A 14,619-nucleotide genomic window follows, 5' to 3' on the forward strand; every position below is an offset into this window, starting at 1 on the left:
GATACGACGCAATACCCCCTCCCACTAAAGTAGTAATACTGCTGCGAATGAAAGTCAGCATAAAAAGCTGATAACCAAGAAATTCGATATATATAAAACTATATAGCGGTTTGCACCGCCTCTCTTTTCTTTGTGAGCAACCAAAGTGAGTCTCTATGAAAATCAACGCGCCTGAAGCATTAATGGCTGCCGAGGTCACTCGCCGTGGGTTGATGAAAACCACGGCAATAGGCGGCCTGGCCGTAGCCAGCAGCGCCTTCACGCTTCCCTTCACCCGACTGGCGTCGGCGGCAGATGCGCTGTCCGCGGCCACTTCGCCGGAAAAAGTGGTGTGGAGTGCCTGTACCGTAAACTGCGGTAGCCGTTGTCCGCTGCGTATGCATGTGGTGGACGGCGAAATCAAATATGTTGAAACCGATAATACCGGTGACGATAGCTACGAAGGGCTACATCAGGTTCGTGCCTGTTTGCGTGGACGCTCCATGCGTCGTCGCGTGTATAACCCGGACCGCCTGAAATACCCGATGAAGCGCGTGGGCAAGCGTGGGGAAGGGAAGTTCGAGCGAATCAGCTGGGATGAAGCCTACGATATCATCGCCACCAATATGCAGCGCTTAATCAAAGAGTATGGCAACGAGTCCATCTATCTGAACTATGGTACCGGGACGCTCGGCGGGACGCTGACCCGCTCCTGGCCGCCGGGTAAAACGCTGGTCGCGCGCCTGATGAACTGTTGCGGTGGTTATCTTAATCACTACGGTGACTACTCTTCCGCACAGATTGCCGAAGGTCTGAACTACACCTACGGTGGCTGGGCAGACGGCAACAGCCCGTCCGATATCGAAAACAGTAAGCTGGTCGTCCTGTTCGGTAATAACCCGGGTGAAACGCGTATGAGCGGCGGCGGGGTGACTTATTATCTGGAGCAGGCCCGCGCTAAATCTAATGCCAGGATGATCATCATCGATCCGCGCTATACCGATACCGGTGCTGGGCGTGAAGATGAGTGGATCCCTATTCGTCCTGGTACCGATGCGGCACTGGTCTCTGCGCTGGCGTGGGTGATGATCACCGAAAACCTCGTCGATCAGCCGTTCCTGGATAAATACTGCGTCGGTTATGACGAGAAAACCCTGCCAGCCAGCGCGCCGGCTAACGGTCATTACAAAGCCTATATTCTTGGCCAGGGCAGCGACGGCGTGGCGAAAACGCCGGAGTGGGCCTCCACCATCACCGGTATTCCGGTCGAACGTATTGTTCAGCTGGCGCGTGAAATCGGTTTGGCGAAGCCGGCCTACATCAGCCAGGGCTGGGGGCCACAGCGCCATGCAAACGGCGAAATTGCGACCCGCGCCATCTCCATGCTCTCCATACTGACGGGAAACGTCGGTGTTCACGGCGGTAATACCGGCGCGCGTGAAGGCTCGTATTCGCTGCCGTTTGAACGGATGCCGACTCTGGAAAACCCGGTGCAAACCAGCATCTCCATGTTCATGTGGACCGACGCGATTGAACGCGGCCCGGAAATGACGGCGCTGCGCGACGGCGTGCGCGGCAAGGACAAGCTGGACGTGCCGATCAAGATGATCTGGAATTACGCCGGCAACTGTCTCATCAATCAGCACTCTGAAATCAATCGTACCCATGAAATCCTGCAGGACGACAAGAAGTGCGAGATGATTGTGGTCATCGACTGCCACATGACCTCCTCGGCAAAATATGCCGATATTCTGCTGCCTGACTGCACCGCCTCTGAGCAGATGGATTTTGCGCTGGATGCCTCCTGCGGCAATATGTCCTACGTGATTTTCACCGATCGGGCCATCAAGCCACGCTTCGAATGCAAAACCATCTATGAGATGACCTCCGAATTGGCGAAACGTCTTGGCGTTGAGCAGCAGTTTACCGAGGGACGTACTCAGGAAGGGTGGATGCGCCATCTCCATGAGCTCTCCCGTAAAGCGATCCCCGATCTGCCGGACTTCGATACCTTCCGCCAGCAGGGAATGTACAAACAGCGCGACCCGGAAGGGCACCATGTGGCGTACAAAGCCTTCCGCGAAGACCCACAGGCGAATCCGCTGACCACGCCGTCGGGCAAAATCGAAATCTACTCTGAAGAGCTGGCTAAAATCACCTCCACCTGGGAGCTGCCGGAAGGGGACGTTATCGATCCGCTGCCGATCTACACACCGGGTTTTGAGAACTACAACGATCCGCTGACGGCGAAATTCCCCCTGCAGTTGACCGGTTTCCACTATAAGGCGCGCGTTCACTCCACCTACGGTAATGTCGACGTACTGAAAGCCGCCTGCCGACAGGAGATGTGGATCAACCCGATGGATGCCAAAGCGCGCGGCATCAGCAATGGCGACCGCGTGCGGATCTTTAACGGCCGCGGCGAGGTCCATATTGAAGCCAAAGTGACACCGCGCATGATGCCCGGCGTTGTCGCGTTGGGGGAAGGCGCCTGGTACAGCCCGGATGCCAACCGCATCGATCAGGCTGGCAGTATTAACGTACTGACCACGCAGCGTCCATCGCCGCTGGCGAAAGGCAATCCATCCCACACCAACCTTGTCCAGGTTGAAAAGGTTTAAGGAGTAACCGATGACAACCCAGTATGGATTTTTTATTGATTCCAGCCGTTGCACCGGGTGCAAAACCTGCGAGCTGGCCTGTAAAGATTATAAAGACCTGACTCCGGACGTGAGCTTCCGCCGCATCTACGAATACGCCGGGGGCGACTGGCAGGAAGATAACGGCGTCTGGCATCAGAACGTCTTTGCCTATTATCTGTCGATTGCCTGTAACCACTGTGAAGATCCTGCCTGTACGAAGGTTTGTCCGAGCGGAGCGATGCACAAGCGTGAAGACGGTTTTGTGGTGGTCGATGAAGATGTCTGCATTGGCTGTCGCTACTGCCATATGGCCTGTCCGTACGGTGCGCCGCAGTACAACGCCGCGAAGGGTCATATGACCAAATGCGACGGGTGCCACACCCGCGTAGCGGATGGCAAAAAGCCGATTTGCGTCGAGTCCTGTCCGCTGCGCGCGCTGGACTTTGGCCCGATTGAAGAGCTGCGTCAAAAACACGGTCAGCTTGCCGCAGTGGCACCGCTGCCGTCTGCACACTTCACGAAGCCGAGTATTGTCATTAAACCTAACGCCAACAGCCGTCCTACAGGTGATACCACCGGCTACCTGGCAAATCCGAAGGAGGTGTGAGATGGGAAGTGGATGGCATGAATGGCCGCTGATGATCTTCACGGTCTTTGGTCAGTGCGTGGCAGGTGGCTTCATTGTGCTCGCGCTGGCATTGTTGAAAGGCAATCTGAATGCCGAACAGCAGCAGCGTGTAGTGATGAGCATGTTTGGGCTGTGGGTTCTCATGGGAATTGGCTTTATCGCCTCTACGCTGCACCTGGGCTCACCGATGCGCGCGTTTAACTCCCTGAACCGCGTAGGCGCCTCGTCTCTCAGTAATGAGATTGCCAGCGGGGCAATTTTCTTTGCCGTCGGTGGGCTTGGCTGGCTGCTGGCCGCGCTGAAGAAATTGCCTGCGGGTCTGCGCAGCCTGTGGCTGATCGTGACCATGGTGCTGGGCGTGGTGTTCGTGTGGATGATGGTGCGCGTTTATAACACCATCGACACGGTCCCCACCTGGTACAGCGTCTGGACGCCAATGAGCTTCTTCCTGACGATGTTTATCGGCGGACCGCTGCTGGGCTACCTGCTGCTGCGCGTCGCGGGTGTCGACGGGTGGGCAATGCGTTTGCTGCCTGCCGTTTCGCTGCTGGCGCTGGTGGTAAGCGCTGTCGTTGCCCTGATGCAGGGGGGCGAACTGGCAACCATTCACAGCTCGATTCAGCAGGCGTCTGCTCTGGTGCCGGATTACGGTTCTCTGATGGCCTGGCGTATCGTTCTGCTGGTTGCGGCATTGGTATTCTGGATCGCCCCTCAGCTTAAAGGTTATCAGCCCGCGCTGCCGCTGCTGTCGCTGGCCTTTGTGCTGGTGCTGGCGGGTGAACTGATTGGCCGCGGCGTGTTTTATGGCCTGCATATGACAGTGGGTATGGCTATCGCCAGTTAACCTTTTATTTGAGTATACAAAGCCGGGCCCCAGCGCCCGGCTTTTTCTTTTTTCGATCATGAAATTTTTCGACTGACGTTTTGTTTTAATTTTGGTCATTAATAAACAAAAACAGATACATAATTAATATCTATAGCAGGCGTGGCATTAGCAGGATAAGTTTTTTAAATCGACAGGGAACATATTGTGCGAGGCGGCTAAATCAGTGGATTGACTTTGTTTTTGCCAGTGGCATGATGCGCACGAAATCTGAACTTCCTCACGGTTTTTAATCCATGACCACCTATACCCGGCCAGTGCTTCTGCTGCTCTGTGGCCTGCTACTGTTGACCCTGGCGATCGCAGTGTTAAATACGCTCGTGCCGCTGTGGCTTGCCCATGAAAACTTACCGACCTGGCAGGTGGGTATGGTCAGCTCGTCCTTTTTTACCGGGAACCTGCTGGGCACATTATTAACCGGTAGCCTGATCAAGCGCTTTGGCTTTAACCGCAGTTATTATCTGGCTTCGCTGATTTTCGCCGCCGGATGTGCGGGGCTGGGCCTGATGGTCGGCTTCTGGAGCTGGATGGCATGGCGCTTTATCGCTGGCGTAGGTTGCGCGATGATATGGGTGGTCGTTGAAAGTGCGCTGATGTGTAGCGGTACCTCGCGTAACCGCGGGCGCCTGCTGGCAGCCTATATGATGGTTTACTACGTGGGTACCGTGCTGGGGCAACTGATGGTCAGCAAGCTGCCAACTGACCTGATGAGCGTTCTGCCGTGGGTGACGGGCATGGTGCTGGCCGCAATCCTGCCGCTGCTCTTCACGCGCATTGTGAACCAGAACAGCGAGCATCAGGAAGCGACTCACGTCTGGCCGATGCTGAGGCTCCGTCAGGCGCGTCTGGGCGTTAACGGCTGCATTATCTCGGGTATTGTGCTGGGCTCGCTCTATGGCCTGATGCCGCTCTATCTGAATCATCAGGGCGTCAGCGATTCCGGGATTGGCTTCTGGATGGCGGTCATGGTGAGTGCGGGGATTGTCGGCCAGTGGCCGATTGGCCGTATGGCGGACCGCTTCGGTCGCCTGCTGGTGCTGCGCGTTCAGGTCTTCGTGGTGATCATGGGCTGCCTTGCCATGCTCAGCAACGCCGCAATGGCGCCTGCGCTGTTTATTCTTGGGGCTGCCGGTTTTACGCTCTATCCGGTCGCGATGGCCTGGGCCTGTGAGAAAGTTGAACATCACCAGCTGGTGGCGATGAACCAGGCGCTATTGCTGAGCTATACCATCGGCAGTTTATTAGGGCCGACGTTTACCGCAATGCTGATGCAGAATTATTCCGACAATTTGCTGTTTATTATGATCGCCAGCGTGTCCTTTATTTATCTCCTGATGCTGCTGCGCAAAGCGGGTGAACACCCAACGCCTGTGGCACATGCCTGATTAACTAAAAGCCAGTCATCGACTGGCTTTTTTGTCACTGTCACAACTGAGAGTTTTACTTATTGTTTGTTTATTGCGCCAGGCGATAATTCAGGTGAGTCCTACCACTATAAGGCAGCAATCATGTCTATTCGTCGTTTTTCCACTACCGCACTTGCCGTAGTGTTGTCTTTAACGTTTGCAACGGCTCCGGTCATGGCTAATCCCGGAAACGGGAATGGCAATGGTCACGGAAACGGTGGCGGGCAAGGTAATGGTGGTAATCATGGCAATTCCGGGAATCATGGTAACGGAAATTCCGGTACCCATGGCAATAAAAACAGTACAGAAAATCCGGGTAAATCGAATAAAAGCGTCAGTGATGATGTTAACGCTCGCGTGAGCTTCGATCACGCACGCCATCTGGCTCTGAACTATGGGTTAACGGGGTATGAATCACTGCCTCCAGGCATTGCGAAAAACCTTGCACGCGGAAAACCACTGCCTCCTGGCATTGCGAAGAAAACCGTGCCGGCTTCTATGCTGGGCCAGCTTCCCTCCTATCCTGGCTATGAATGGCGGGTCGTGGGTGACGATCTGGTCTTAATTGCGCTGAGTACAGCCATTGTGACGTCCGTTATTAACGGCGTCTTTAAATAGAATATAAAAAAGCCCGGTTTTCACCGGGCTTTTCTTTAATACATAACCTTATGGCCGTACTGTTCAAGAATACCTTTCACGCGTTCCATCGTCTCTTTCTTCGGCGGCTTCACGCCATCAAGTTTGTACTCTTCGCCCATTGCCACCCATTTATGTTTACCCAGCTCGTGATAGGGCAGAAGTTCGATTTTCTCGACGTTGCCCATGTCGCGGGTAAATTCACCCAGGCGGTGCGCGGAGTCGTCATCATCTGACCAGCCAGGGACCACCACGTAGCGGATCCAGGTTTTAATGCCTTTATCGGCAATGTATTTGGCGAACTCCAGTGTGCGGTGGTTGGAGACGCCAACCAGGTTCTGATGGATCTCATCATTCATCTGTTTGAGATCGAGCATGACCAGATCGGTCACTTCGAGCAATTCATCGATAACGGGATCGTAGCGGCGCACAAAACCGTTGGTGTCCAGACAGGTATGGATACCTTCTTTGTGGCAGGCGCGGAACCAGTCGCGGACAAACTCGGCCTGAAGAATGGCCTCGCCACCGGACGCCGTCACGCCACCACCGGACGCGTTCATAAAGTGGCGGTAGGTCACCACCTCTTTCATCAAATCTTCGACGGTCACTTCTTTCCCGCCGTGGGTGTCCCATGTGTCACGGTTGTGGCAGTACAGGCAGCGCATCAGGCAGCCCTGGAAAAAGGTAATAAAGCGGATACCCGGGCCATCGACGGTGCCACAGGATTCAAAGGAGTGAATGCGACCAATAGTTGACATTGCGGTGATATCTCCAGCATCGGCCCGTCCGGGGCCTGTGTATGCACAGCTCAAAGCCGGCTGTGTTTAAGTCTGTTTTGGCTGATATCCATAGAGTATAGATAGCGGACAAAAGAGACTGAGGTGGAGAGGGTGCTAAAAAGGCCCCACTGACGTGGAGCCTTTATTGTACGCTTTTTAACGCGTGATTTCAGTCAATTCCAGTTACATGGACTGAGTGAAAGTACGGGTGATAACGTCCTGCTGCTGTTCTTTAGTCAGGGAGTTAAAACGTACTGCGTAGCCAGATACACGGATGGTCAGCTGAGGATATTTCTCAGGGTGTTCCATCGCGTCGAGCAGCATTTCACGGTTCATTACGTTCACGTTCAGGTGCTGACCACCTTCGATGGACGCTTCGTGGTGGAAGTAACCATCCATCAGACCCGCGAGGTTAGTTTTACGCACTTCGTCGTCTTTACCCAGCGCGTTTGGCACGATAGAGAAGGTGTAAGAGATACCATCTTTCGCGTAAGCAAACGGCAGTTTAGCAACGGAGGTCAGAGAGGCAACCGCACCTTTCTGGTCACGACCGTGCATTGGGTTAGCACCTGGGCCGAATGGCGCGCCAGCACGACGACCGTCTGGGGTGTTACCGGTTTTCTTACCATACACAACGTTAGAGGTGATGGTCAGAACAGACTGAGTCGGGATAGCGTTACGGTAAGTAGTCAGTTTCTGAATTTTCTTCATGAAACGTTCTACCAGGTCAACCGCCATGTCATCTACGCGAGAGTCGTTGTTACCAAACTGCGGGTATTCACCTTCGATTTCGAAGTCTACAGCCAGGCCGTCTTCGTCACGAATTGGTTTAACTTTCGCATATTTGATTGCAGACAGGGAGTCAGCAGCAACGGACAGACCAGCGATACCACACGCCATGGTGCGGATAACGTCACGGTCGTGCAGCGCCATCAGAGAGGCTTCGTAGCTGTACTTGTCGTGCATGTAGTGGATAACGTTCAGTGCTGTGACGTACTGTTTAGCCAGCCAGTCCATGAAGTGATCCATACGCTCCATCACTTCGTCGAAGTTCAGAACGTCGCCTTTGATTGGTTCAGACTTAGGACCAACCTGCATTTTCAGTTTTTCATCAACGCCGCCGTTGATTGCGTACAGCATGGTTTTCGCCAGGTTTGCACGCGCACCGAAGAACTGCATTTGTTTACCAACAACCATTGGGCTTACGCAGCAAGCGATAGCGTAATCGTCGTTGTTGAAGTCCGGACGCATCAGGTCATCGTTCTCGTACTGCAGAGAAGAGGTGTCGATAGACACTTTAGCGGCGAATTTCTTGAAGTTCAGAGGCAGTTTTTCAGACCACAGAACGGTGATGTTCGGCTCCGGAGAAGGACCCATGGTGTACAGGGTGTTCAGGAAGCGGAAGCTGTTTTTGGTCACCAGCGTACGGCCGTCAACGCCCATACCACCGATGGATTCAGTTGCCCAGATTGGGTCACCGGAGAACAGCTCATCGTATTCAGGGGTACGCAGGAAGCGAACCATACGCAGTTTCATGACCAGGTGGTCAATCATTTCCTGAGCGTCTTGCTCGGTGATTTTGCCTGCTTTGATGTCACGTTCGATGTAGGCATCCAGGAAGGTGGATACACGACCGAAGGACATTGCTGCACCATTCTGAGACTTAACAGCGGCCAGGTAGCCGAAGTAGGTCCACTGGATAGCTTCCTGAGCGTTGGTTGCAGGACCAGAGATATCGCAGCCATATTTAGCCGCCATTTCTTTGATCTGACCCAGCGCGCGGTGCTGTTCAGCGATTTCTTCACGCAGACGGATAGTCGCTTCCAGGTTTACGCCGTTTTCCAGGTCAGACTGCAGGGAAACGAACTGCGCGTATTTGTCTTTCATCAGGAAGTCGATACCGTACAGCGCAACGCGACGGTAGTCACCGATGATACGGCCACGGCCATACGCATCTGGCAGACCAGTCAGAACGCCAGATTTACGGCAGTTCAGAATGTCTTTGGTGTAAACATCGAATACGCCCTGGTTGTGGGTTTTGCGATATTCGGTGAAGATTTTTTTCAGCATTGGGTCCAGCTCGCGGTTATACGCTTTGCAGGAACCTTCAACCATTTTGATACCACCGAACGGGATGATTGCGCGTTTCAGTGGTGCTTCAGTCTGCAGACCAACGATTTTCTCAAGGGCTTTGTTGATGTAGCCAGCATCGTGAGAAGTGATGGTGGAAGCAACGGAGGTGTCAAAATCAACTGGCGCGTGAGTGCGGTTTTCCAGTTTAACGCCTTCCATTACGCTGTCCCACAGCTTGGTGGTCGCTTCAGTTGCGCCAGCCAGGAAGGATTCGTCACCTTCATACGGGGTATAGTTTTTCTGAATGAAGTCACGTACGTTTACTTCATTCTGCCAGTCACCTTTCGCAAAACCTTCCCAGGCTGTGGCTAACTTTTCATTAAGCTCGGACATGTAACACCTACCTTCTTAAGTGGATTTTTTATTTACTGCCTGAGAAAACCATCAATGATGATCGTCGCCACGCAGGTAAATGACCCAGTATGTCAACCCAACTAACAGACCCCCACCGATAATGTTCCCGATAGTGACAGGGATCAGGTTATCAGTAATGAAATTCATAATAGTCAGGTGAGAGAAACTTTCCGGGGATGAACCAACTGCGGTCCAGAACTCCGGGCTCGCAAAGTCGCGGATGACAATGCCCATCGGAATCATGAACATATTCGCGATACTGTGCTCGAAGCCGCTGGCAACAAACATCGCAACCGGCAGAACCATAATTAAGGCTTTGTCCATCAGGCTACGACCAGAATAGCTCATCCATACAGCCAGGCAGACCATGAGGTTAGCGAGGATGCCGAGAGCAACGGCTTCGATAAATGTGTGGTGCATTTTGTGGTCGGCGGTTTGCAGGACGTTGAGGCCCCAGCCACCGTTGGCGGTCATGTACTCGCCAGAAAGCCACATCAACAAAACAAAGAGCAGACAGCCAACCAGGTTACCCACGTAGACGTTAAGCCAGTTACGTGCCAGCTGACCCCAGGTAATTCTTCCGCTGGCCTTTGCCACGACAATCAGCACCGTTGAGGTGAAGAGGTCGGCACCGCAGATAACGCAAAGAATCAGACCCAGTGAGAAGCAAATGCCGCCAATCAGTTTGGCCATGCCGAAAGGCATTCCGGCAGTACCGGTGGTGGCGGTGATGTAGAAGACGAAAGCGATAGAGATGAACACACCAGCCGTGATCGCCAGATAGAACGTCTTCATCGGGTGTTTCGTTGCTTTATAGACACCCGCTTCTTCGGCAACTTTCGCCATCGCAGCAGGGAGTAAAAGATCAAAAGGGTTGTCAGCTTTCACACTAACTCTCTCTTTATTAAGTCGGCGACGAGATACTAACAAAGCATTATAGAAGAGAAATTGATATAGATCATATCTCGCCTGGCTTATAGGCCCGCAGTGTGTATGGTTTTACGACAAATGCGGGGTAAGTGTTTGATTATCCGTATAAAAATAAATTTTAAAAGTTATGAAAAGAGTTGAATTTTTTCGTTCGACCACCTCTGAGACAGTTAATTAATATGGAGTATTTACCATAAAAAGTAACAGTAAAGCCCAGGTAAATATTATTATATTTACTCACGTTTAACTTTATTATTACATTCAACAATCATTGCCGAAGAAAATAAAAAAACGGGGCAATGAAATTGCCCCGTAATATAGCCCAGACGATTGAATACACCTACAGCTGGTAATGTTATATGCGCTTATTTTGACCAGTAAGCGGCTTTTGCTTTCTGCAGCTTTTCATAAGCCTTCAGCAGCGACTGATGCGCAGGGAAGGCTTTCAGATCGCTATCAACAGCCTGCAGACCATAGAACGGCGCTTCGCCACTCAGGGCCGCGCTGGCTGCTTCTACGGCCTCGGCGCCGTACATACGCACGAAAGCATTCAGATATTGCAGCGGCTCGCGATCCTCTTCCTGTGCGAGCAGCAACAGCGTTTGCAGACAGCGATAATAATTGGTGCGCTCGGCAGAGAAGACCGACTGGTTGAACTCCATGGTCCACTCGGTCCAGGCCAGGGCCTGATCCAGATCGCCACCCGCCAGGGCCAGCATCGCTTTCAGCTCACCGATACGCAGGGTGTACCAGCCGTTATCTTTACCGGTCGCCAGACCCAGCAGTTCACGCACGCGCGTGAAGTCATCGTGGCCTTCCTCGTCCAGCTGGGCGATCAGGTTCAGATAATCTTCTTTCTCCCATTCGCTGCCCGGCAGAGCCAGCAGCGTTTCGCGCAGATGCGCGCCCATGCTGTTATTCGCCAGCCACAGATCTTCGGCAGGGTAGATGTCGGACATGCCGGGAACAATAATGCGGCACGCGTAGACGCCAAGGTGCTCGTAGTCGGCGATATAAACGTCCTGGTCTTCGGCTTTGAAGATAGCCATAAGCGTGGCGAACTCTTCTTCGGTTGTACCGGCAAAGCTCCAGTCCACGAACGGATAGTCTGCGTCCTGCTTGAACATATCCCAGGAGATCAAACCGCTGGAGTCAATGAAGTGGGTTTCGAGGTTGGTATGCTCGGCCACCTCTTCGTCGTCAAACGTTGGCGGGGTGAACACGTCGAGATCTTTCAGGCTACGGCCCTGCAGCAGCTCGGTAACGGTACGCTCCAGCGCCACGCCGAAGTCAGGATGTGCGCCGAAGGAGGCGAAACAGGTACCGTTCGTTGGGTTAAACAGCACAACGCAGATAACCGGGTATTTACCGCCCAGCGAGCCATCATACGCAAAGATAGGGAAGCCTTCCGCCTCCAGCTTAGCAATGGATTCCACCACGCCAGGATAACGCGCGAGCACGTCGGCCGGAATTTCAGGCAGGCTGATGGATTCGGCAATGATGCGGTTTTTGATGTGGCGTTCGAAGACTTCAGACAGGCCCTGTACGCGCGCTTCATTGCGGGTGTTACCGGCGGACATGCCGTTGGACACATACAGGTTACCGACGATGTTCATCGGGATATAGACGGTCTGCTCATCAGACTGACGGGTAAACGGCAGGGCGCAGATACCGCGATCTTCGTTACCGGACTGCAGATCGATCAGCATGCTGGCCGTCAGTTCGCTGTCTGGATCGTAGAAGGCACGCAGGCGAGCGTCGAGAATACCTTCCGGCAGTTCGTCATCTTCGGTCAACGGGAACCATTTTTCATTTGGATAGTGAACGAACGGGCCGTTAGCGATGGTTTCGCCCAGCCAGAAGTCAGCGAAGAAATAGTTGGTGGACAGACGCTCAAAATACTCACCCAGCGCAGAGGCCAGTGCCGCTTTTTTTGTCGCGCCTTTACCGTTGGTAAAGCACAGGGCACAGTCTTTATCGCGAATATGTACGGACCAGACATGAGGCACCGGATTGAGCCAGGAGGCTTCTTCGATGTTAAAACCCAGGTCGGTCAGTTTTTGCTGGAAGCGAGCGATGGAATCTTCCAGTGCGGCGTCTTTGCCGGGGATAAACGTTTGAGTCATGGCGTTCACTTTTATCGTACGTAAAGCGCGCAATGATACGGGTTTTGCGTGACGGGTGCTATCTTCGGCGAAAATAAAAGCCTGAGCTATGCTTACATTCTGTAACCTACTGTTAAGGCATAGAAAAATGAAAGCGTTTGATCTCCAGCGGATGGCGTTTGATAAAGTCCCTCCTGAGTTTTTAGGCGAAGTCGCTCTGCGCAGTCTGTATACCTTCGTCCTGGTCTTTCTGTTTCTCAAGATTACGGGCCGTCGCGGCGTAAGGCAGATGTCGCTCTTTGAGGTGTTGATCATCCTGACGCTGGGTTCAGCGGCGGGGGACGTTGCCTTTTATGATGATGTCCCGATGGTGCCGGTGTTTATCGTTTTTGTCTCTTTGGCGCTGCTTTACCGCCTGGTGATGTGGCTGATGTCGAAAAGCGAAAAGCTGGAGGATCTGCTTGAAGGGAAGCCGGTCGTTATCGTCGAGGACGGACAGCTGGCCTGGGAAAATGTACAGAGCGCCAATATGACCGAGTTTGAGTTCTTTATGGAGCTTCGTCTGAATAGCGTTGAACAGCTCGGGCAGGTGCGTCTGGCAATAATGGAAACTAACGGTCAAATCAGCGTCTATTACTATTCTGACGACGAGGTGAAGCCGGGACTGTGTATCCTGCCGGATATGCTTATCGAGCGTTTCAGAACCGTACCTGAACCGGGCGAGTATGCCTGCGTGAGGTGTAGCCACGTGATCGCAATGCAGCCGGGGGATCGTCAATTATGCCCTCGCTGTGCAAATCCGGAATGGACGAAGGTTAGCCGTGCTAAACGCATTGCCTGACAGCCATTTTGTCGGTTTTGTCTTAGCGAGGCGGCAGATTGTTTTGTGTGACGCAGGGCACATTTCACGGGTCATAAGTTTTAGACATTGCGGCGCGTGTCACTGAATGATAAAACCGATATCCACAGTTATAACTTATGGCTTTTAGCGTGGTGAGGGGAAATGGCTCAAGTCTTTAATTTCAGTTCAGGTCCGGCGATGTTACCGGCAGACGTGCTTAAACAGGCTCAACAGGAACTTTGTGACTGGAATGGTCTGGGGACGTCGGTGATGGAGATCAGCCACCGGGGTAAAGAGTTTATTCAGGTGGCGGAAGAGGCAGAAAAGGATTTTCGCGATCTGCTGAATATCCCCTCGAACTACAAAGTATTGTTCTGTCACGGCGGTGGGCGCGGTCAGTTTGCTGGCGTACCGCTGAATATCCTTGGTGACAAAACGACGGCCGACTACGTTGATGCGGGTTACTGGGCGGCAAGCGCCGTTAAAGAAGCGCATAAATACTGCACGCCGAATGTTATTGACGCCAAAGTAACCGTTGACGGTCTGCGCGCCGTGAAGCCAATGAGCGAGTGGCAGCTTTCAGATAACGCCGCGTATCTGCACTACTGCCCGAACGAAACCATTGACGGGATTGCCATCGACGAGACGCCAAACTTCGGCAGCGATGTCGTGGTTGCCGCCGACTTTTCCTCCACCATTCTGTCTGCGCCAATTGATGTCAGCCGCTACGGTGTCATCTACGCGGGCGCACAGAAAAATATCGGCCCGGCCGGTTTGACTATCGTCGTCGTGCGTGAAGACCTGCTGGGTAAAGCGCATAAATCCTGCCCGTCGATTCTCGATTACACCGTGCTGAACGATAACGACTCTATGTTCAACACCCCACCAACGTTCGCCTGGTACCTTTCCGGCCTGGTCTTCAAGTGGCTGAAGCAAAACGGCGGCGTGGCGCAGATGGACAAAGTGAATCAGCAGAAAGCCGAACTGCTGTACGGCGTAATCGACAAGAGCGATTTCTACCGCAACGATGTGGCGAAGGCTAACCGTTCCCGCATGAACGTGCCGTTCCAGCTGGCGGACAGCAACCTTGACAAAGTGTTCCTGGAAGAGTCCTTCGCGGCAGGCCTGCATGCGCTGAAGGGCCACCGCGTTGTCGGCGGCATGCGTGCCTCTATCTATAACGCGATGCCGCTGGAAGGCGTTAAAGCCCTGACTGATTTCATGATCGATTTCGAACGTCGCCACGGTTAATTGCGCTGTTTTCACCCCCGCAGCGCTGCTGCGGGGTTTTTATTATGTTGAG

General features: G+C 53.2%; 11 protein-coding genes. 7 read left to right on the forward strand and 4 right to left on the reverse strand.

The features are described 5' to 3' along the window. Positions 1-155: 155 nt before the first annotated feature. From dmsA to M2433_RS08015, 5 genes are all read left to right on the forward strand, one after another. Entirely contained in the window at positions 156-2,600 is a 2,445-nt protein-coding gene (gene dmsA / locus M2433_RS07995; protein WP_429053216.1) for a dimethylsulfoxide reductase subunit A, read from the forward strand. A 10-nt stretch (positions 2,601-2,610) separates the two neighbouring features. Further along, on the forward strand, positions 2,611-3,228 hold the full coding sequence (locus tag M2433_RS08000; RefSeq protein WP_021240882.1) for a DMSO/selenate family reductase complex B subunit: 618 nt from the start codon (positions 2,611-2,613) through the stop codon (positions 3,226-3,228). A gap of 1 nt (position 3,229) precedes the next feature. Beyond that, positions 3,230-4,093 carry a dimethyl sulfoxide reductase anchor subunit family protein gene (locus M2433_RS08005; protein WP_429053215.1) on the forward strand — a complete coding sequence of 288 codons (864 nt, stop codon included), beginning with the start codon at positions 3,230-3,232 and terminating at the stop codon, positions 4,091-4,093. 275 nt (positions 4,094-4,368) lie between these two features. Further along, on the forward strand, positions 4,369-5,517 hold the full coding sequence (locus M2433_RS08010; RefSeq protein WP_429053214.1) for an MFS transporter: 1,149 nt from the start codon (positions 4,369-4,371) through the stop codon (positions 5,515-5,517). Positions 5,518-5,640: 123 nt separating this feature from the next. Then, the gene (locus tag M2433_RS08015) at positions 5,641-6,156 is read left to right on the forward strand and encodes an anti-virulence regulator CigR family protein (RefSeq protein WP_429053213.1); all 516 of its coding nucleotides are present in this window, start codon (positions 5,641-5,643) and stop codon (positions 6,154-6,156) included. A gap of 35 nt (positions 6,157-6,191) precedes the next feature. On the opposite strand, the gene pflA is transcribed toward M2433_RS08015, so the two are convergent. From pflA to ycaO, 4 genes are all read right to left on the reverse strand, one after another. Further along, positions 6,192-6,932 carry a pyruvate formate lyase 1-activating protein gene (gene pflA / locus M2433_RS08020; protein ID WP_045630022.1) on the reverse strand — a complete coding sequence of 247 codons (741 nt, stop codon included), beginning with the start codon at positions 6,930-6,932 and terminating at the stop codon, positions 6,192-6,194. A 204-nt stretch (positions 6,933-7,136) separates the two neighbouring features. After that, the gene (gene pflB, locus M2433_RS08025) at positions 7,137-9,419 is read right to left on the reverse strand and encodes a formate C-acetyltransferase (protein WP_023335122.1); all 2,283 of its coding nucleotides are present in this window, start codon (positions 9,417-9,419) and stop codon (positions 7,137-7,139) included. Positions 9,420-9,470: 51 nt separating this feature from the next. Then, positions 9,471-10,328: a formate transporter FocA gene (gene focA, locus M2433_RS08030; protein ID WP_008499974.1), complete on the reverse strand. Its 858-nt coding sequence runs from the start codon at positions 10,326-10,328 to the stop codon at positions 9,471-9,473. A gap of 407 nt (positions 10,329-10,735) precedes the next feature. Further along, positions 10,736-12,496, reverse strand: a complete 1,761-nt coding sequence (gene ycaO, locus M2433_RS08035; RefSeq protein ID WP_429053212.1) for a 30S ribosomal protein S12 methylthiotransferase accessory factor YcaO — start codon at positions 12,494-12,496, stop codon at positions 10,736-10,738. Positions 12,497-12,623: 127 nt separating this feature from the next. Here ycaO and M2433_RS08040 point away from each other — a divergent pair, with 127 nt between their 5' ends. Both M2433_RS08040 and serC read left to right on the forward strand, forming a co-directional pair. Beyond that, positions 12,624-13,316, forward strand: coding sequence for a DUF421 domain-containing protein (locus M2433_RS08040; protein ID WP_429053211.1), 693 nt, complete (start codon positions 12,624-12,626; stop codon positions 13,314-13,316). Between the two features lie 162 nt (positions 13,317-13,478). Further along, the gene (serC, locus tag M2433_RS08045; protein WP_429053210.1) at positions 13,479-14,567 is read left to right on the forward strand and encodes a 3-phosphoserine/phosphohydroxythreonine transaminase; all 1,089 of its coding nucleotides are present in this window, start codon (positions 13,479-13,481) and stop codon (positions 14,565-14,567) included. Positions 14,568-14,619: the final 52 nt, after the last annotated feature.

This window comes from Enterobacter sp. AC1 (assembly GCF_050434705.1).
Taxonomy (GTDB): domain Bacteria; phylum Pseudomonadota; class Gammaproteobacteria; order Enterobacterales; family Enterobacteriaceae; genus Enterobacter; species Enterobacter cloacae_L.